The organism is Enterobacter sp. T2 (assembly GCF_010692925.1).
In the GTDB taxonomy this organism is placed as follows: domain Bacteria; phylum Pseudomonadota; class Gammaproteobacteria; order Enterobacterales; family Enterobacteriaceae; genus Enterobacter; species Enterobacter kobei.
Genome location: NZ_CP048736.1, coordinates 1,289,388 through 1,308,356, shown reverse-complemented (window position 1 = coordinate 1,308,356; position 18,969 = coordinate 1,289,388). Strand labels below are relative to the sequence as shown.

Below are 18,969 nucleotides of genomic sequence, written 5' to 3'. Positions count from 1 at the left end.
CATAACCTTCATACTGGTCACAACCCCACCAAAGCATTACAATACGCGGCTTGCAATCCTGAGCTGAGCAAGTCGATGACTAAAAAACTCCATATAAAAACCTGGGGCTGTCAGATGAACGAATACGATTCATCCAAGATGGCCGATCTGCTGGACACCACCCACGGATACCAGCTGACTGAAAATCCGAAAGAAGCCGACGTGTTGCTGCTGAACACCTGTTCAATTCGTGAAAAAGCGCAGGAAAAAGTCTTCCACGTGTTAGGCCGCTGGAAACTTCTCAAACGAAAAAATCCGGACCTGATCATCGGCGTGGGCGGTTGCGTCGCATCACAGGAAGGTAAGCTGATCCGCCAGAGAGCCCCCTATGTGGATATCGTCTTTGGCCCGCAGACCCTGCACCGCCTGCCGGAGATGATCAACCAGGTTCGCGGTAATCGTAGCCCGGTCGTTGACGTCAGCTTCCCGGAGATCGAGAAATTTGACCGTCTGCCAGAACCGCGCGCAGATGGCCCGACCGCTTTCGTTTCCATCATGGAAGGCTGCAACAAATACTGCACTTACTGTGTGGTGCCTTACACCCGTGGCGAAGAAGTCAGCCGCCCGGCAGACGATATTCTGTTTGAAATCGCGCAGCTTGCCGCGCAGGGCGTTCGCGAAGTGAACCTGCTGGGCCAGAACGTTAACGCCTGGCGTGGGGAAAACTACGACGGCACCACCGGCACCTTTGCTGAACTGCTGCGCCTGGTGGCCGCGATTGACGGTATCGACCGTATTCGCTTTACTACCAGCCATCCGATGGAATTCACCGATGACATCATTGATGTCTATCGCGATACGCCAGAGCTGGTGAGCTTCCTGCATCTGCCGATTCAGTGCGGCTCTGACCGCGTTCTGAACCTGATGGGCCGTCCGCATACGGTTCTGGAGTACAAATCCACCATCCGTAAGCTGCGTGAAGCGCGTCCGGATATCCAGATAAGCTCCGACTTTATTGTCGGCTTCCCTGGTGAAACCGCGGATGACTTCGAGCGCACCATGAAGCTCATTGGTGAAGTGAATTTTGACGTCAGCTACAGCTTTATCTTCTCCGCGCGTCCTGGTACCCCTGCGGCCGATATGGTTGACGATGTGCCGGAAGAAGAGAAAAAGCAGCGTCTGTATATTCTGCAGGAGCGCATCAACCAGCAGGCCAACGCCTGGAGCCGCCGTATGCTCGGCACCGTCCAGCGCATACTGGTAGAAGGCACCTCGCGCAAGAGCATTATGGAACTCTCCGGTCGTACAGAAAACAACCGCGTGGTGAATTTTGAAGGTACCCCGGACATGATCGGTAAATTTGTGGACGTTGAGATTGTCGAAGTGCTCACCAACTCACTGCGTGCGAAAGTGGTCCGCACTGAAGACGAAATGGGCCTGCGTATTGCCGAGTCACCGGAATCCGTCATTTCGCGTACCCGCAAAGAAAACGATTCTGGCGTGGGGATTTACCAGCCTTAATCCTTCGGGCCTGCCGCTTCGGCAGGCCTTGTATTTCCTCTCATCGTCCCCAATATCATCTGCAATGCTTGCGCCTTTATTCTATGGCGTGAATAATTTCGGTAATGACCGTTTTATTACGCCGGGTGGCAGCGGGTCAGCTAACCAATCAAAGAGGAACAGTTTGAACATAGATACGCGTGAAATCAGCCTAACGCCCGCAGACAACGCTCGCCTGCTGAGCCTGTGCGGACCGTTTGATGACAACATCAAACAACTGGAGCGACGTCTGGGTATCGAAATCAATCGTCGCGATAATCACTTCAAACTTACCGGACGCCCTATCTGCGTCAATGCGGCTGCAGATATCCTGCGCAGCCTGTATGTCGATACCGCCCCGATGCGCGGCGAAATTCAGGATATCGAACCGGAACAAATTCACCTCGCCATTAAAGAGGCGCGCGTGCTTGAGCAGAGCGCGGAAAGTGTGCCGGACTACGGTAAGGCCATCAACATCAAGACCAAGCGTGGCGTCATTAAGCCGCGTACGCCAAACCAGGCGCAGTACATCGCCAATATTCTCGACCACGACATCACCTTCGGCGTGGGGCCGGCGGGTACGGGTAAAACCTATCTGGCCGTTGCCGCGGCGGTGGATGCGCTGGAACGTCAGGAAATCCGCCGTATCCTGCTGACCCGTCCGGCGGTGGAAGCGGGTGAAAAACTGGGCTTCCTGCCGGGCGACCTGAGTCAGAAGGTCGACCCGTATCTGCGTCCTTTATACGATGCGCTGTTCGAGATGCTCGGCTTTGAGAAGGTCGAAAAGCTGATTGAGCGTAACGTGATTGAAGTGGCCCCACTCGCCTACATGCGTGGTCGCACGTTAAACGACGCGTTCATCATTCTTGATGAAAGCCAGAACACCACCATCGAACAGATGAAGATGTTCCTGACGCGTATTGGCTTTAACTCGAAAGCGGTCATTACCGGTGACGTTACCCAGATCGACCTGCCGCGCAGCACCAAATCGGGCCTGCGCCACGCCATTGAAGTGCTGGCCGAAGTCGATGAAATCAGCTTTAACTTCTTCCACAGTGAAGACGTGGTACGCCATCCGGTGGTTGCGCGCATCGTTAACGCCTATGAAGCCTGGGAAGAGGCGGATCAAAAACGCAGGGCCGAACTGGCCGCAGAACGTAAGCGCGACGCGCAGGAGCAAGAACAGAAATGAGTCAGGTGATCCTCGATTTACAGCTGGCCTGTGAAGACAATTCCGGTATGCCAGATGAGGCACAGTTTCAGAAATGGCTGGATGCCGTTATCCCCCAGTTTCAGGAAGAATCAGAAGTGACGATTCGCCTGGTGGATGAGGCAGAAAGCCATGAGCTTAACCTGACTTACCGTGGGAAAGATAAGCCAACCAACGTGCTCTCTTTCCCGTTCGAAGCCCCGCCGGGTATCGAGATGCCGCTGCTGGGGGATCTGATCATCTGCCGTCAGGTGGTTGAACAGGAAGCCAAAGAGCAGCAAAAGCCGCTGGAAGCCCACTGGGCGCATATGGTGGTGCATGGCAGCCTGCATCTGCTTGGCTACGATCATATTGAAGATGACGAAGCGGAAGAGATGGAGTCCCTCGAGACAGAGATAATGCTTGCTCTGGGCTATGAGGATCCGTACATTGCCGAGAAAGAATAGTCAGTTAACTTACTGACGACTATGCCGCCGCGCAGGGAATTCGCGTGGCGGTAAATGTTGAACTAACAAGAGAACCCTTAACAAACGCCATGAGCGACGACAATTCACACAGTAGCGACACGACAAACACTAAAAAGGGATTTTTCTCCCTCATTCTGAACCAGCTTTTCCACGGCGAACCCAAGAACCGTGATGAACTGCTGGAGCTGATTCGTGATTCCGGGCAAAACGACCTTATCGACGAAGATACGCGCGAAATGCTCGAAGGGGTGATGGACATTGCTGACCAGCGTGTTCGCGATATCATGATCCCCCGCTCGCAGATGATCACCCTGAAACGTAACCAGACCCTGGACGAGTGCCTCGATGTGATCATCGAATCCGCCCACTCGCGTTTCCCGGTCATCAGCGAAGATAAAGATCACATCGAAGGGATTTTGATGGCGAAAGATCTGCTGCCGTTTATGCGCAGTGATGCCGAAGCCTTCAGCATGGAAAAAGTGTTACGCCAGGCCGTGGTTGTGCCGGAAAGTAAACGTGTGGACCGGATGCTGAAAGAGTTTCGCTCTCAGCGTTACCACATGGCGATTGTTATTGATGAATTTGGCGGCGTTTCCGGACTGGTCACGATCGAGGATATTCTTGAGCTGATCGTGGGTGAAATCGAAGATGAGTATGACGAAGAGGAAGATATCGACTTCCGTCAGCTCAGCCGCCACACCTGGACCGTGCGCGCGCTGGCCTCGATTGAGGACTTCAACGACGCTTTCGGCACTCACTTCAGTGATGAAGAGGTCGATACCATTGGCGGGCTGGTGATGCAGGCCTTTGGCCACCTTCCGGCGCGCGGTGAAACCGTTGACATCGACGGTTACCAGTTCAAAGTGGCAATGGCCGACAGCCGCCGTATTATACAGGTTCATGTCAGAACGCCGGACGACTCACCGGTGCCAAAACTGGAAGATTAATGTAAATGGCATTTGCCCCATTACTTGAACGCCAGCGCGTCCGTTTGCTGCTGGCGCTGTTACTCGGAGCCAGCGGTACGCTGGCTTTTTCTCCTTACGATATCTGGCCTGCGGCTATTCTCTCCCTGATGGGGCTTCAGGGTCTGACCCTGAACCGGCGTCCGGTACAGGCTGCCGCCATCGGTTACTTCTGGGGACTGGGGCTCTTTGGCTCCGGCATTAACTGGGTCTACGTCAGCATCGCCCAGTTTGGCGGTATGCCGGGCCCGGTTAACGTCTTCCTGGTCGTCCTGCTCGCGGCATATCTCTCACTGTATACCGGTCTGTTCGCAGGGATCCTTTCCCGCCTGTGGCCTAAAACCACCTGGCTGCGCGTCGCCATTGCCGCGCCGGTGGTCTGGCAAATCACCGAATTCCTGCGCGGTTGGGTGCTGACCGGTTTCCCGTGGCTGCAGTTCGGCTACAGCCAGATTGATGGCCCGCTGAAAGGCCTGGCCCCGGTCATGGGCGTTGAGGCAATCAACTTCCTGCTAATGGTGGTCAGCGGCCTGCTGGTGCTGGCGCTGGTCCAGCGCTGCTGGAAACCGTTCGCTGTGGCGCTGGTGCTGTTTGCCCTGCCCTTCCCGCTGCGGTATATCCAGTGGTTCACGCCTGAGCCCGAGCGCACCATGCAGGTTTCTATGGTGCAGGGAAATATCCCGCAATCTATGAAGTGGGATGAAAAAGAGCTGCTGAACACGCTGAAGATCTACGCCAACGCCACCGAAGAGGTGATGGGTAAATCGCAGCTGATCATCTGGCCGGAATCCGCCATTCCCGATCTGGAGATCAATCAGCAGCCGTTCCTGAACATGATGAACGACTTGCTGCTGGCTCGCGGCAGCACGCTGATTACCGGGATTGTCGATGCGCGTCTGAATCAGCAGAACCGTTATGACACCTACAACACCATCATTACGCTCGGCAAAGACAGCGAATACAGCTACAACTCCACGGATCGGTACAACAAGAACCACCTGGTGCCGTTTGGTGAATTTGTTCCGCTGGAGTCGATTCTGCGCCCGCTGGCTCCGTTCTTTGATCTGCCGATGTCCTCCTTCAGCCGTGGCCCGTACGTACAGCCCCAGCTGCATGCGCACGGCCTTGCCCTGACGGCGGCCATCTGCTACGAAATCATTCTCGGCGAGCAGGTTCGCGATAACTTCCGCCCGGATACCGACTACCTGCTGACCATCTCCAACGATGCGTGGTTCGGTAAATCTATCGGCCCGTGGCAGCATTTCCAGATGGCGCGTATGCGTTCTCTGGAGCTGGCGCGCCCATTGCTGCGCAGCACCAACAACGGCATCACCGCCGTGATTGGTCCACAGGGTGAAATCCAGGCCATGATCCCGCAGTTCACCCGTGAGGTGTTGACCACAAAAGTCACACCAACCACCGGCCTGACGCCGTATGCACGCACCGGTAACTGGCCGCTGTGGATCCTGACCGCGCTGTTCGGTTTCGGTGCCGTGCTGATGAGCCTGCGTCAGCGTCGTCGCTAATCTTACCTTCTGTTGCCGGGTGGCGCTAACGCTTACCCGGCCTACATTTTGACTCCTGTAGGTCGCGTAAGGCGTAGCCGCCACCCGACAAATTCCTTCCAGTGCCAAATCTGGCACGCCAGTTGCTTTGTATATTCACGCAAACGCAGTTTGGCTTAACGTGCAACCTTGTCGCACCAGCGTAGATCATCGGTAGCACCGAAACGGTGCAACGGGAGATATTTGCCTCTGAATGGTGCGGCGCGCTTCGCAAAAATAAACAATAACGCAGCAAAATCTTTACATTAAGCCAGACTAAATGTTAACAAGCTTGCATAACACTGCACTCGCATCGCGCGAGATATAACAACATCACAATGGGTATCAATGCGTCACTGGCGCTGATAAGAAAGGAGTTGGGTATGCAATTACGTAAACTGGCCACAGCAATGCTGGTTATGGGAATGTCTGCCGGCGTGGTTCACGCTGAAGATGCTCCAGCAGCAGGCAGTACTCTCGACAAGATTGCCAAAAACGGCGTCATCGTGGTCGGCCACCGTGAATCTTCCGTCCCGTTCTCTTACTACGACAACACGCAAAAAGTCGTGGGCTATTCACAGGATTACTCCAACGCCATCGTTGAAGCTGTGAAGAAAAAGCTGAACAAACCTGACCTGCAGGTGAAGCTGATCCCAATCACTTCACAGAACCGTATTCCACTGCTGCAAAACGGCACCTTTGATTTTGAGTGTGGCTCTACCACCAACAACCTCGAGCGCCAGAAACAGGCCGCTTTCTCTGACACCATCTTCGTCGTGGGCACCCGTCTGCTGACGAAGAAAGGCGGTGATATCAAAGATTTTGCTGACCTGAAAGGCAAAGCGGTCGTCGTAACGTCCGGTACCACCTCAGAAGTGCTGCTGCACAAGCTGAACGACGAGAAGAAAATGGATATGCGCATCATCAGCGCGAAAGACCATGGCGACTCCTTCCGCACCCTGGAAAGTGGCCGTGCCGTCGCGTTTATGATGGATGATGCCCTGCTGGCGGGTGAGCGTGCGAAAGCGAAAAAACCAGACAACTGGGATATCGTCGGCACCGCGCAGTCAAAAGAAGCTTACGGCTGCATGCTGCGTAAAGACGATCCGCAGTTCAAGAAGCTGATCGATGACACTATCGCCCAGGTACAGACTTCCGGCGAAGCGGAAAAATGGTTCGACAAATGGTTCAAGAACCCGATTCCACCAAAAAATCTCAACATGAACTTTGAACTGTCTGATGACATGAAAGCGCTGTTCAAATCTCCAAATGACAAGGCTCTTAACTAATTAGAACAACAGGGGCGGGATCTCCTGCCCTCTCGATTGTCGGGAAGCATGGACAGACTATACGTTGAGTGGTCGTTCCCCACTCAGCGCGAAAAATGAGCTTCTCACCAATCTTCGAGGGTAGCGCTGCTACCCTTTTTTTTCTGGAGTTTATTATGTCAATAGACTGGAACTGGGGCATATTCCTGCAACAAGCCCCGTTCGGCAACACCACCTATCTTGGCTGGCTGTGGAGCGGCTTCCAGGTCACCGTGGCACTATCGATAACAGCGTGGATTATCGCGTTTCTTGTCGGTTCGCTGTTCGGTATTCTGCGCACCGTCCCTAACCGTTTTCTTTCAACACTGGGCACTCTCTATGTGGAACTGTTCCGTAACGTTCCGCTCATCGTGCAATTCTTTACCTGGTATCTGGTTATCCCGGAACTGCTGCCGGAAAATATTGGCATGTGGTTCAAGTCGGAGCTGGATCCAAATGTGCAGTTCTTTGTCTCCTCCATGATGTGTCTGGGGCTGTTTACCGCTGCGCGCGTTTGTGAGCAGGTGCGTGCCGCCATTCAGTCATTACCCCGCGGACAAAAAAATGCGGGTCTGGCGATGGGTCTGACCCTGCCGCAAACCTACCGCTACGTGCTGCTGCCTAATGCCTACCGCGTTATCGTGCCACCGATGACCTCGGAGATGATGAACCTGGTGAAAAACTCGGCCATCGCCTCCACGATCGGCCTGGTCGATATGGCGGCCCAGGCGGGCAAGCTGCTGGATTACTCCGCTCACGCGTGGGAATCCTTCACCGCGATCACGCTCGCGTATGTTCTGATTAACGCTTTCATCATGCTGGTGATGAACCTGGTTGAACGCAAAGTACGCCTGCCGGGCAATCTGGGGGGCAAATAATGTACGAATTTGACTGGAGTTCTATCGTTCCTTCCTTACCTTACCTGCTGGATGGCCTGGTGATTACCTTAAAAATCACCGTTATTGCCATCATCATTGGTATCGTCTGGGGCACCCTGCTGGCGGTGATGCGCCTGTCGAGCTTTAAGCCGCTCGCCTGGTTTGCAACCGCCTACGTTAACGTGTTCCGCTCCATCCCGCTGGTGATGGTGCTGCTGTGGTTTTACCTGATTGTTCCGGGCTTCTTACAGAACGTGCTGGGACTGTCGCCGAAAACCGATATCCGCCTGATCTCGGCGATGGTGGCGTTCTCAATGTTTGAGGCCGCTTACTACTCAGAGATTATCCGCGCGGGCATTCAGAGCATCTCCCGCGGGCAATCCAGCGCCGCGCTGGCGCTGGGGATGACGCACTGGCAGTCCATGCAGCTGATTATTCTGCCGCAGGCGTTTCGCGCCATGGTTCCGCTCCTGCTGACCCAGGGCATTGTGCTGTTCCAGGATACCTCGCTGGTGTATGTCCTGAGTCTGGCAGACTTCTTCCGTACCGCGTCAACCATCGGTGAACGTGATGGTACGCAGGTCGAGATGGTGCTCTTCGCGGGCGCGGTCTATTTTGTGATTAGTTTAAGCGCGTCGCTGTTGGTCAGTTGGCTGAAGAAAAGGACGGTATAATGATTTCCCTGAAAAATGTTTCTAAATGGTATGGGCACTTTCAGGTGCTGACCGACTGCTCCACGGAAGTGAAAAAAGGCGACGTGGTGGTGGTGTGCGGCCCGTCCGGTTCCGGTAAGTCCACGCTGATCAAAACCGTTAATGGTCTGGAACCTGTGCAGCAGGGCGAAATTGTTGTTAACGGCACCAAAGTGAACGACAAAAAAACCAACCTTGCCCAGCTTCGCTCTCACGTTGGTATGGTGTTCCAGCACTTTGAGCTGTTCCCTCACCTCTCCATCATCGAGAACCTGACGCTGGCGCAGGTGAAAGTGCTTAAGCGCGATAAAAAAGCATCGCGTGAGAAAGGCCTTAAGCTTCTGGAGCGCGTTGGGCTTTCTGCACATGCCGATAAGTTCCCGGCGCAGCTTTCGGGTGGTCAGCAGCAGCGTGTCGCGATCGCCCGCGCGCTGTGTATGGATCCGGTGGCAATGCTGTTTGATGAGCCAACATCGGCACTCGATCCAGAGATGATCAACGAAGTGCTCGACGTTATGGTCGAGCTGGCGCACGAAGGGATGACCATGATGGTGGTGACGCACGAAATGGGCTTCGCCCGTAAAGTGGCCAACCGCGTCATCTTTATGGACGAAGGGAAGATCGTGGAAGACTCGCCGAAAGAAGAGTTCTTCGCGAACCCGAAATCCGAACGTGCAAAAGATTTCCTCGCCAAAATCCTGCATTAATCTTCTCAGTGCGCAATCTGCGGATTGCGCACTGCCTCACGCTTTCGCGCTCTTGTTCTCGTCGGCGTCACATTGCAGCGTTAACCTTGTCACAAAATAACGCTACGTATGGAGAACGCTATGGCACAGCCTATTATTCTCGATTGCGATCCGGGTCATGATGACGCCATTGCTCTCGTCCTCGCTCTTGCCTCCCCTGAACTGGACGTAAAAGCGGTTACCTCATCCGCCGGAAATCAGACGCCGGATAAAACCTTGCGCAACGTGCTGCGCATGCTGACCCTGCTCAAACGCACCGATATTCCTGTCGCTGGCGGGGCCGTGAAACCGCTGATGCGCGAGCTGATCATTGCGGATAACGTTCATGGCGAAAGTGGACTGGACGGCCCTGAACTGCCGGAACCGGGCTTCACGCCACAAGGCTGCACCGCCGTTGAGTTGATGGCGAAGGTGCTGCGCGAAAGTGCAGAGCCCGTGACGCTGGTGGCTACAGGTCCGCAGACGAACGTGGCCTTGCTGCTTAACAGCCATCCAGAACTGCACGGTAAAATCGCCCGGATCGTCATCATGGGCGGCGCAATGGGGCTCGGAAACTGGACGCCAGCCGCGGAGTTCAATATCTATGTTGACCCTGAAGCCGCAGAGATCGTTTTCCAGTCCGGTCTGCCGATTGTGATGGCGGGGCTGGATGTGACGCATCGGGCCCAAATTATGGCAGACGATATTGAACGCTTCCGCTCTGTGGGTAATCCGGTGGCAACGACTGTGGCAGAACTGCTCGAATTCTTTATGGAGTACCACAAAGCCGAGAAATGGGGCTTCCATGGCGCGCCGCTGCATGACCCGTGCACGATTGCCTGGCTGTTGAAACCTGAGATGTTTACCACGGTTGACCGCTGGGTTGGTGTGGAAACGCAGGGGAAATATACCCAGGGAATGACGGTGGTGGATTACTACTCGCTGACGGGGAACGAGCCGAATACTGCGGTGATGGTGGATATCGACCGGGAAGCGTTTGTAGATTTGCTGGCGGAGAGACTGGCTTACTATAGTGCGGCCTGATGCCCTCACCCCAACCCTCTCCCACGGGGAGAGGGAGCAAACACTAAAAACGGCAACAGGGTTGCCGTTTTGCTTTTACCTAGGGCTCAAACGGCCGGCGCTGGAACTGGTCGTGACCGCATTTCGGGCACAAGGGCAGCACCTCCGGCGTATACACCGCGATGTGGTGATGACATTTCTCACACACCAGATTTCCCAACCCTACCACTTCGCCGCTGTGGTACACACCGTGATGGTTCAAATCCTGAAACACCTCGCGCCACTCAAGCTGCGTTTTATCGGTGATATCCGCCAGCTCCTGCCACAGGCTCTCTTTGATCACCCGCATAAACACGCTGTCCGAGACCTCTTCCTGGCTCTCCTGATAGCTGCGCGCAAACTCTTCCAGGTCACGACGTACCGCACGCGTCACCTCTTCCACTTCGGTTCGCGTTAACTCACCCGTTTGCGTCACGCGGGCACGCGCCTGTTCGACCAGCGCATCAATATCACGCTCGCCGTTACGCAGCCGCTCCGTCAGTGTCGCCACCAGCTCGCGGTAAAATTGAGCAACCTTGTTCATCATTTTGCCTCCCGGGTAAGTAACTAACTCTAATAATAGACCTTATTTCACCGCCGCTTTGTCAGGTGAAGCACAGACCCGGTAAATTCCTGCAAAGTGCTTTTGTGCGAAAGGCTGTTTTGACGCGGACGTTTGGGCTATGCTATGCGGATCTGAATTACCACATCCATTGGCTACATTTGTAGCTGTATTAAAAACAGGACCACTGGCTGCCATGCAAGAGCAATACCGCCCGGAAGAGATAGAATCAAAAGTCCAGCAACACTGGGACGAGAAGCGCACCTTTGAAGTAACCGAAGACGAGAGCAAAGAGAAGTATTACTGCCTGTCGATGCTTCCCTATCCTTCTGGTCGACTACACATGGGCCACGTGCGTAACTACACCATTGGTGATGTGATCGCCCGTTACCAGCGTATGCTGGGCAAAAACGTGCTGCAGCCTATCGGCTGGGATGCGTTCGGCCTGCCGGCAGAAGGCGCAGCAGTAAAAAACAATACGGCACCGGCACCATGGACGTACGACAACATCGCGTACATGAAAAACCAGCTCAAAATGCTGGGCTTCGGCTATGACTGGAGCCGCGAGCTGGCGACCTGCACCCCGGAATATTACCGCTGGGAGCAGAAATTCTTCACTGAGCTGTACAAAAAAGGCCTGGTGTACAAGAAGACGTCTGCAGTTAACTGGTGCCCGAATGACCAGACCGTTCTGGCGAACGAGCAGGTTATCGACGGCTGCTGCTGGCGCTGTGACACCAAAGTTGAGCGTAAAGAGATCCCGCAGTGGTTTATCAAAATCACCGCTTACGCTGACGAACTGCTGAACGATCTGGATAAACTGGATCACTGGCCTGACACCGTTAAGACCATGCAGCGCAACTGGATCGGCCGTTCTGAAGGTGTGGAAATTACCTTCAACGTTGAGAGCTACGACCAAACGCTGACCGTCTACACCACCCGTCCGGACACCTTCATGGGAGCGACCTATCTGGCCGTGGCCGCAGGTCACCCGCTGGCGCAGAAAGCGGCAGAGAACAATCCGGAACTGGCAACTTTCATCGACGAATGCCGCAACACCAAAGTGGCTGAAGCCGACATGGCGACGATGGAGAAAAAAGGCGTTGATACCGGCTTTAAAGCGATTCACCCGCTGACGGGTGAAGCTATTCCTGTCTGGGCGGCGAACTTTGTACTGATGGAATACGGCACCGGTGCGGTGATGGCCGTTCCGGGACACGATCAGCGCGACTACGAGTTTGCCACCAAATATGGCCTGACTATTAAGCCGGTGATCCTGGCCGCAGACGGTTCTGAACCCGACCTGTCTGAGCAGGCATTGACCGAAAAAGGCACCCTGTTCAACTCCGGCGAATTTAGCGGACTGAGCTTCGAAGAGGGCTTCAATGCCATCGCTGACAAGCTGGCCTCGCTGGGCGTAGGTGAGCGTAAAGTCAACTTCCGTCTGCGCGACTGGGGCGTTTCCCGTCAGCGTTACTGGGGCGCGCCAATTCCAATGGTGACCCTTGAAGACGGCACCGTGATGCCGACGCCAGAAGATCAACTGCCGGTGATCCTGCCGGAAGATGTGGTCATGGACGGCATCACCAGCCCGATCAAAGCCGATCCTGAGTGGGCGAAAACCACCGTTAACGGCCAGCCTGCGCTGCGTGAAACCGACACCTTTGACACCTTTATGGAGTCTTCCTGGTATTACGCACGCTACACCTGTCCGCAGTATCAGGAAGGCATGCTGGATTCTGACGCGGCCAACTACTGGCTGCCGGTAGACATCTACATCGGTGGCATCGAACACGCCATCATGCACCTGCTCTACTTCCGCTTCTTCCACAAGCTGATGCGCGATGCTGGCATGGTGAATTCTGACGAACCAGCCAAACAGCTGCTGTGTCAGGGCATGGTGCTGGCTGATGCCTTCTACTACGTTGGCGCGAACGGCGAGCGTAACTGGGTGTCTCCGGTGGACGCGATCGTAGAGCGCGACGAGAAAGGCCGTATCGTGAAGGCGACAGACGCTGAAGGTCATGAGCTGGTTTATACCGGCATGAGCAAGATGTCCAAGTCGAAAAACAACGGTATCGACCCGCAGGTGATGGTTGAGCGTTACGGTGCAGATACCGTGCGTCTGTTCATGATGTTTGCCTCTCCGGCTGACATGACGCTGGAGTGGCAGGAATCCGGTGTTGAAGGCGCGAACCGCTTCCTGAAACGCGTCTGGAAACTGGTTTACGAACATACCGCACAGGGTGATGCTCCGGCGCTGAACGCTGCTGCCCTGACGGAAGATCAGCAGGCGCTGCGTCGTGATGTTCATAAAACAATTGCAAAAGTCACCGATGATATTGGTCGTCGTCAGACCTTCAATACCGCAATTGCGGCTATTATGGAACTGATGAACAAGCTGGCGAAAGCCCCGCAGGATGGCGAGCAGGATCGTGCCTTAATGCGTGAAGCGCTGCTGGCCGTCGTTCGCATGCTGAACCCGTTCACGCCACACGTCAGCTTTACTCTGTGGCAGGAACTGAAAGGTGAAGGCGATATCGACAACGCGCCGTGGCCGGTTGCGGACGAAGCAGCAATGGTGGAAAACACCACGCTGGTGGTAGTCCAGGTCAACGGCAAAGTGCGCGGTAAAATTACCGTGGCGGTCGACGCAACCGAAGAACAGGTTCGCGAGCGTGCAGGCCAGGAACCTCTGGTCGCGAAATATCTTGAGGGCGTTACCGTACGTAAAGTGATCTACGTACCCGGTAAACTGCTCAATCTGGTCGTTGGCTAAGCGCGGGAGGAAACGTGCGACAACTGGCAACAATACTCTTATCACTGGCGGTGCTTGTCACCGCTGGCTGTGGCTGGCACCTGCGCAATACCACGGCAGTGCCTGCTGAGATGAAAACGATGATTTTCGACTCATCAGATCCGAATGGCCCATTCAGCCGGGCAGTTCGTAACCAGCTGCGCCTGAACGGTGTTGAACTCATTGAGAAAGACACGCTGCGCCAGGATGTACCGTCTCTCCGCGTTCTGGGGACGACCCTGAGCAAAGATACAGCGTCTATCTTCCAGGATGGCCGTACCGCAGAGTATCAGATGGTAATGACTGTTAACGCAGCCGTGCTGATCCCGGGTAAAGACATCTATCCGATCAGCACAAAAGTGTACCGTTCGTTCTTTGATAACCCGCAAACGGCGCTGGCGAAAGATGCCGAACAGCAGATTATCATCAACGAAATGTACGACAAGGCAGCGGAACAGCTGATCCGTAAACTGCCAGGTATTGCCGCGTCGACAAAAGAAGGCTCTGACATTATTGAAAAACCGGATGCCAGTACGCCCCCGGTTTCTACCTCTATGGGTAACTGATGATCAGGCTGTATCCTGAACAACTCCGCGCGCAGCTCAATGAAGGGCTGCGCGCGGCGTATCTGCTGCTTGGAAACGATCCCTTACTGCTGCAGGAAAGCCTGGATGCCGTGCGACATACTGCAGGTGCTCAGGGCTTTGATGAACACCATACCGTCCAGGTGGATAACAATACCGACTGGGACGCCCTCTTCTCACTCTGTCAGGCGATGAGCCTTTTCGCGTCGCGTCAGACAATTCAGATCCTGCTGCCAGAAAACGGCCCTAACGCGGCCATCAATGAGCAGCTTGCCACTCTGGTGAGCCTGTTACACAGCGATCTGCTGTTAATTGTCCGCGGCAATAAGCTCACCAAAGCGCAGGAAAATGCCGCGTGGTTCACTCAACTGGCGACCCACGCGGTGCTGGTTACCTGTCAGACACCTGAGCAGGCGCATCTGCCAAAATGGGTGGCCGCAAGAGCAAAGCAGAACAACCTTCAGCTGGATGATGCGGCAAATCAACTGCTCTGCTACTGCTATGAGGGTAACCTCCTGGCGCTGGCACAGGCGCTGGACAGACTCTCCCTGCTCTGGCCGGATGGCAAACTGACACTCCCCCGCGTCGAGCAGGCCGTTAATGACGCCGCGCACTTCACGCCGTTCCACTGGGTGGATGCATTGCTGGCCGCGAAAAGTAAACGCGCCCTGCATATCCTTCAGCAGCTGCGCCTGGAAGGCAGCGAGCCCGTTATTCTGCTGCGTACGCTGCAGCGTGAACTGTTGCTGCTGATTACGCTCAAGCGACAGTCTGCCCATACGCCGCTGCGCGCGCTGTTTGATAAACACCGGGTATGGCAAAATCGCCGCGCAATGACCACCGAGGCCGTCAACCGCCTGAGCCATGAACAGCTTCGTCAGGCTGTCCAGCTTCTGATGTGCGCTGAGCTCACCTTAAAACAAGATTACGGCCAGTCGGTCTGGGCGGAGCTGGAAAGCCTTTCCCTGCTGCTCTGCCACAAGGCGCTGGCTGACGTATTTATTGATGGATAGTATGCACTCTTTACAGGCCCTGTATGGCGGCACCTTTGACCCGGTACACTACGGGCATCTTAAGCCGGTGGAAATTCTGGCGAATTTGATCGGCCTGCAGCGCGTCACCATTATGCCCAATAACGTTCCGCCGCACCGCCCTCAGCCTGAGGCAACCAGCGAGCAGCGAAAAGAGATGCTAACGCTTGCCATTGCGGATAAACCGCTTTTCAGGCTTGATGAACGGGAATTGCGTCGCGACACCCCCTCGTGGACGTCGCAAACGCTGCAGGAGTGGCGAGCTGAGCAAGGGCCTGACCAGCCGCTGGCGTTTATCATTGGTCAGGATTCTCTGCTCAACTTTCCCACGTGGCACAAGTATGAAACCATTCTGGAGAACAGCCACCTGCTCGTTTGCCGCCGCCCAGGCTATCCGCTGACCATGCGTGAAGAGCAGTATCAGCAGTGGCTTGAAGACCATCTTACCGATAACGTAGAGGATCTTCACAACCAGCCCGCCGGGAAGATTTATCTGGCGGAAACCCCGTGGTTCGATATCTCCGCCACCCTTATTCGTGAGCGTTTACAACACGGTTTAACGTGTGACGATCTGCTGCCTGCCCCGGTGCTGGCGTATATTCATACGCACGGGTTGTATCAGAAAAGCGCAGATGTTTAGTCAGGCGTCATAAAAAGCGGCTTATTGATTCTCCTGCCTTGACAGGTTAAGCCATACTGTTATCCTCCGCTGCCAGACTTTCCCGCCAGTCATTGCTTTACAGAAATTGTTTTACAAAAATGGCGATGCAATCTCTGGCGGAGGGTGGGATGATACCCGCCTTCAAAATCCCGGCCGGTGACATTTGTCCCGACAAGGGCGCCAGTTCAGGTATACTGTCTGGCTACAAATTCATAGTTGCACCATCTTATTCACCCAGGGGGAAAACTTGCAGGGTAAAGCACTCCAGGATTTTGTTATCGACAAAATTGATGACCTGAAAGGTCAGGACATCATCGCTATCGACGTTAAGGGTAAATCCAGTATCACCGACTGCATGATTATCTGCACCGGGACGTCTACGCGTCATGTTGTTTCGATTGCCGACCATGTGGTTCAGGAATCGCGTGCAGCAGGACTGTTACCGCTTGGCGTTGAAGGTGAAGCGACCGCTGACTGGGTGGTGGTTGACCTCGGCGATGTGATTGTCCATGTCATGCAGGAAGAGAGCCGTCGCCTGTATGAGCTGGAAAAACTCTGGGGTTAATGCGTGAAGTTGCAGCTGGTCGCCGTCGGCACCAAAATGCCGGACTGGGTACAAACCGGTTTTACTGAATATCTGCGTCGTTTTCCAAAAGACATGCCGTTCGAACTGGTGGAGATCCCTGCCGGGAAGCGCGGTAAGAACGCGGATATTAAACGTATTCTCGATAAAGAGGGCGAACTGATGCTGGCTGCCGCTGGCAAGAACCGCATCGTCACCCTCGATATTCCGGGTAAACCCTGGGATACGCCGCAGCTGGCGCACGAACTGGAGCGCTGGAAGCAGGATGGCCGTGACGTTAGTCTGCTGATTGGCGGACCTGAAGGGTTGTCCCCTGCCTGCAAAGCGGCAGCAGAACAAAGTTGGTCTCTCTCCGCGCTGACGCTGCCCCACCCGCTCGTTCGGGTCCTGGTGGCAGAAAGTCTGTATCGCGCGTGGAGCATTACTACCAACCACCCCTATCACCGCGAGTAATGACTGACCAGGGTAGATTAAGCAGCGGATGAAACTACAGAATTCTTTTCGCGACTATACGGCTGAGTCCGCGCTGTTTGTGCGCAGGGCACTGGTCGCCTTTACGGGGATTTTGCTGCTTACCGGCGTGCTGATCGCCAACCTTTATAATCTGCAAATCGTCCGCTTTACCGATTACCAGACGCGTTCAAACGAAAACCGCATCAAGCTGGTGCCTATCGCGCCCAGCCGCGGCATTATCTACGACCGTAACGGCACCCCTCTGGCGCTAAACCGCACCATCTATCAAATCGAGATGATGCCGGAAAAGGTCGATAATGTTCAGGACACGCTGGAGGCGCTAAGAAGCGTTGTCGATCTCAACGATGACGATATCGCAGCCTTCAAAAAAGAGCGCGCCCGTTCCCACCGATTTACCTCCATTCCGGTGAAAACCAATCTGACGGAAGTTCAGGTGGCCCGTTTTGCGGTGAACCAGTACCGCTTCCCCGGCGTGGAAGTGAAGGGTTACAAACGTCGCTACTATCCTTACGGCTCCGCGCTGACGCACGTCATTGGCTACGTTTCCAAGATTAACGACAAAGACGTTGACCGCCTTGATAAAGACGGCAAGCTGGCGAACTATGCCGCGACGCACGATATCGGCAAGCTCGGGATCGAACGCTACTACGAAGATGTCCTGCATGGACAGACCGGCTATGAAGAGGTTGAGGTTAACAACCGTGGCCGCGTCATTCGACAGCTGAAAGAAGTTCCGCCTCAGGCGGGGCATGACGTCTATCTGACTCTCGACCTCAAACTGCAGCAGTATATTGAAACCCTGCTGGCGGGCAGTCGCGCCGCCGTCGTGGTCACCGATCCGCGTACCGGGGGAATTCTGGCTATGGTGTCCATGCCTAGCTATGACCCGAACCTTTTTGTTGACGGCATCTCCAGTAAAGACTATTCCGGCCTGCTGAATGATCCCAATACGCCGCTGGTCAACCGCGCCACGCAAGGCGTTTACCCGCCGGCATCTACGGTGAAACCGTATGTGGCGGTCTCGGCGCTGAGTGCGGGTGTCATCAACCGTAATACCAGCCTGTTTGACCCGGGCTGGTGGCAGCTACCCGGGTCTGAAAAACGCTATCGCGACTGGAAAAAATGGGGCCACGGCCATCTGAACGTGACCAAATCTCTGGAAGAGTCAGCGGATACCTTCTTCTATCAGGTCGCCTATGACATGGGGATTGACCGCCTGTCAGAATGGATGAGCAAGTTCGGCTACGGGCACTACACCGGCGTCGACCTTTCAGAGGAGCGATCCGGCAACATGCCGACGCGCGAGTGGAAGCTGAAGCGCTTTAAGAAGCCGTGGTATCAGGGTGATACCATTCCGGTGGGTATCGGCCAGGGCTACTGGACCGCAACGCCGATTCAGATGAACAAAGCGATGATGATCCTCATTAACGATGGCGTGGTCAAAGTCCCGCATCTGCTGCAAAGCACCGTTGAAGACGGCAAAAAGGTGCCGTGGGTACAGCCCCATGAAGCGCCCGTAGGTGACATTCATTCCGGCTTCTGGGAAATCGCGAAAGACGGTATGTACGGCGTAGCAAACCGTCCGAACGGTACTGCGCACAAATATTTCGCCGGAACGCCGTATAAAGTGGCTGCAAAATCCGGTACGGCGCAGGTCTTTGGCCTGAAAGCCAACGAAACCTATAACGCACACCGCATTGCTGAACGTCTGCGTGACCATAAGCTCATGACGGCATTTGCCCCTTACGATAACCCGCAGGTGGCGGTGGCGATGATTCTGGAAAACGGCGGCGCTGGCCCGGCGGTAGGGACCATCATGCGCCAAATCCTCGACCACATTATGCTGGGTGATAACAACACCGAACTGCCGGCTGAAAACCCGGCCGCCGCTGCGGCGGAGGACCAATAA

At 54.9% G+C, this 18,969-nt stretch carries 18 protein-coding genes; 17 read left to right on the top strand and 1 reads right to left on the bottom strand.

Annotation, left to right across the window (positions count from 1 at the left end):
- Positions 1 to 75 precede the first annotated feature (75 nt).
- The 10 genes from miaB to rihA all read left to right on the top strand — a co-directional run bounded on the left by miaB (position 76) and on the right by rihA (position 10,350).
- Positions 76 to 1,500 carry a tRNA (N6-isopentenyl adenosine(37)-C2)-methylthiotransferase MiaB gene (gene miaB / locus G0034_RS06170; protein ID WP_014883008.1) on the top strand — a complete coding sequence of 475 codons (1,425 nt, stop codon included), beginning with the start codon at positions 76 to 78 and terminating at the stop codon, positions 1,498 to 1,500.
- Between the two features lie 163 nt (positions 1,501 to 1,663).
- Positions 1,664 to 2,710: a PhoH family protein gene (locus G0034_RS06165; RefSeq protein WP_014883007.1), complete on the top strand. Its 1,047-nt coding sequence runs from the start codon at positions 1,664 to 1,666 to the stop codon at positions 2,708 to 2,710.
- Positions 2,707 to 3,174 carry an rRNA maturation RNase YbeY gene (gene ybeY, locus G0034_RS06160; protein ID WP_008501052.1) on the top strand — a complete coding sequence of 156 codons (468 nt, stop codon included), beginning with the start codon at positions 2,707 to 2,709 and terminating at the stop codon, positions 3,172 to 3,174. The genes G0034_RS06165 and ybeY overlap by 4 nt, the downstream gene beginning before the upstream one ends.
- An 89-nt stretch (positions 3,175 to 3,263) precedes the next feature.
- Entirely contained in the window at positions 3,264 to 4,142 is an 879-nt protein-coding gene (gene corC, locus G0034_RS06155; protein ID WP_014883006.1) for a CNNM family magnesium/cobalt transport protein CorC, read from the top strand.
- Positions 4,143 to 4,147: 5 nt separating this feature from the next.
- Positions 4,148 to 5,686: an apolipoprotein N-acyltransferase gene (lnt, locus tag G0034_RS06150; protein WP_045281608.1), complete on the top strand. Its 1,539-nt coding sequence runs from the start codon at positions 4,148 to 4,150 to the stop codon at positions 5,684 to 5,686.
- 401 nt (positions 5,687 to 6,087) lie between these two features.
- On the top strand, positions 6,088 to 6,993 hold the full coding sequence (locus G0034_RS06145) for an amino acid ABC transporter substrate-binding protein (protein WP_014883004.1): 906 nt from the start codon (positions 6,088 to 6,090) through the stop codon (positions 6,991 to 6,993).
- A 155-nt stretch (positions 6,994 to 7,148) separates the two neighbouring features.
- Complete coding sequence (gene gltJ, locus G0034_RS06140; RefSeq protein WP_014883003.1) at positions 7,149 to 7,889, top strand: glutamate/aspartate ABC transporter permease GltJ; 741 nt, start codon at positions 7,149 to 7,151, stop codon at positions 7,887 to 7,889.
- A complete protein-coding gene (gene gltK, locus G0034_RS06135) occupies positions 7,889 to 8,563 on the top strand; it encodes a glutamate/aspartate ABC transporter permease GltK (RefSeq protein ID WP_032637193.1) in 675 nt (224 codons plus the stop codon). The genes gltJ and gltK overlap by 1 nt, the downstream gene beginning before the upstream one ends.
- Positions 8,563 to 9,288: an amino acid ABC transporter ATP-binding protein gene (locus tag G0034_RS06130; RefSeq protein ID WP_014883001.1), complete on the top strand. Its 726-nt coding sequence runs from the start codon at positions 8,563 to 8,565 to the stop codon at positions 9,286 to 9,288. The genes gltK and G0034_RS06130 overlap by 1 nt, the downstream gene beginning before the upstream one ends.
- 120 nt (positions 9,289 to 9,408) lie before the next feature.
- Positions 9,409 to 10,350 (top strand): pyrimidine-specific ribonucleoside hydrolase RihA, encoded by a 942-nt coding sequence (gene rihA, locus G0034_RS06125; protein ID WP_071922478.1) that lies wholly within the window; start codon positions 9,409 to 9,411, stop codon positions 10,348 to 10,350.
- 79 nt (positions 10,351 to 10,429) lie between these two features.
- Here the strand turns inward: rihA and G0034_RS06120 are convergent, their stop codons facing one another.
- Positions 10,430 to 10,912: a zinc ribbon-containing protein gene (locus G0034_RS06120; RefSeq protein ID WP_014882999.1), complete on the bottom strand. Its 483-nt coding sequence runs from the start codon at positions 10,910 to 10,912 to the stop codon at positions 10,430 to 10,432.
- A gap of 214 nt (positions 10,913 to 11,126) precedes the next feature.
- On the opposite strand from G0034_RS06120, the gene leuS reads away from it, so the two are divergent.
- The 7 genes from leuS (at position 11,127) to mrdA (ending at position 18,969) form a co-directional block, all read left to right on the top strand.
- Positions 11,127 to 13,709: a leucine--tRNA ligase gene (leuS, locus tag G0034_RS06115; RefSeq protein ID WP_014882998.1), complete on the top strand. Its 2,583-nt coding sequence runs from the start codon at positions 11,127 to 11,129 to the stop codon at positions 13,707 to 13,709.
- Positions 13,710 to 13,723: 14 nt separating this feature from the next.
- Entirely contained in the window at positions 13,724 to 14,293 is a 570-nt protein-coding gene (gene lptE / locus G0034_RS06110) for an LPS assembly lipoprotein LptE (protein ID WP_014882997.1), read from the top strand.
- Positions 14,293 to 15,324 (top strand): DNA polymerase III subunit delta, encoded by a 1,032-nt coding sequence (holA, locus tag G0034_RS06105; protein ID WP_045268248.1) that lies wholly within the window; start codon positions 14,293 to 14,295, stop codon positions 15,322 to 15,324. Before lptE ends, holA begins: the two co-directional genes overlap by 1 nt.
- Complete coding sequence (nadD, locus tag G0034_RS06100; RefSeq protein ID WP_041163044.1) at positions 15,317 to 15,982, top strand: nicotinate-nucleotide adenylyltransferase; 666 nt, start codon at positions 15,317 to 15,319, stop codon at positions 15,980 to 15,982. Before holA ends, nadD begins: the two co-directional genes overlap by 8 nt.
- A 268-nt stretch (positions 15,983 to 16,250) precedes the next feature.
- Positions 16,251 to 16,568, top strand: a complete 318-nt coding sequence (rsfS, locus tag G0034_RS06095) for a ribosome silencing factor (protein WP_003858696.1) — start codon at positions 16,251 to 16,253, stop codon at positions 16,566 to 16,568.
- Between the two features lie 3 nt (positions 16,569 to 16,571).
- Positions 16,572 to 17,039: a 23S rRNA (pseudouridine(1915)-N(3))-methyltransferase RlmH gene (rlmH, locus tag G0034_RS06090; RefSeq protein ID WP_003858701.1), complete on the top strand. Its 468-nt coding sequence runs from the start codon at positions 16,572 to 16,574 to the stop codon at positions 17,037 to 17,039.
- 28 nt (positions 17,040 to 17,067) lie between these two features.
- Positions 17,068 to 18,969, top strand: a complete 1,902-nt coding sequence (gene mrdA / locus G0034_RS06085; RefSeq protein ID WP_014882994.1) for a peptidoglycan DD-transpeptidase MrdA — start codon at positions 17,068 to 17,070, stop codon at positions 18,967 to 18,969.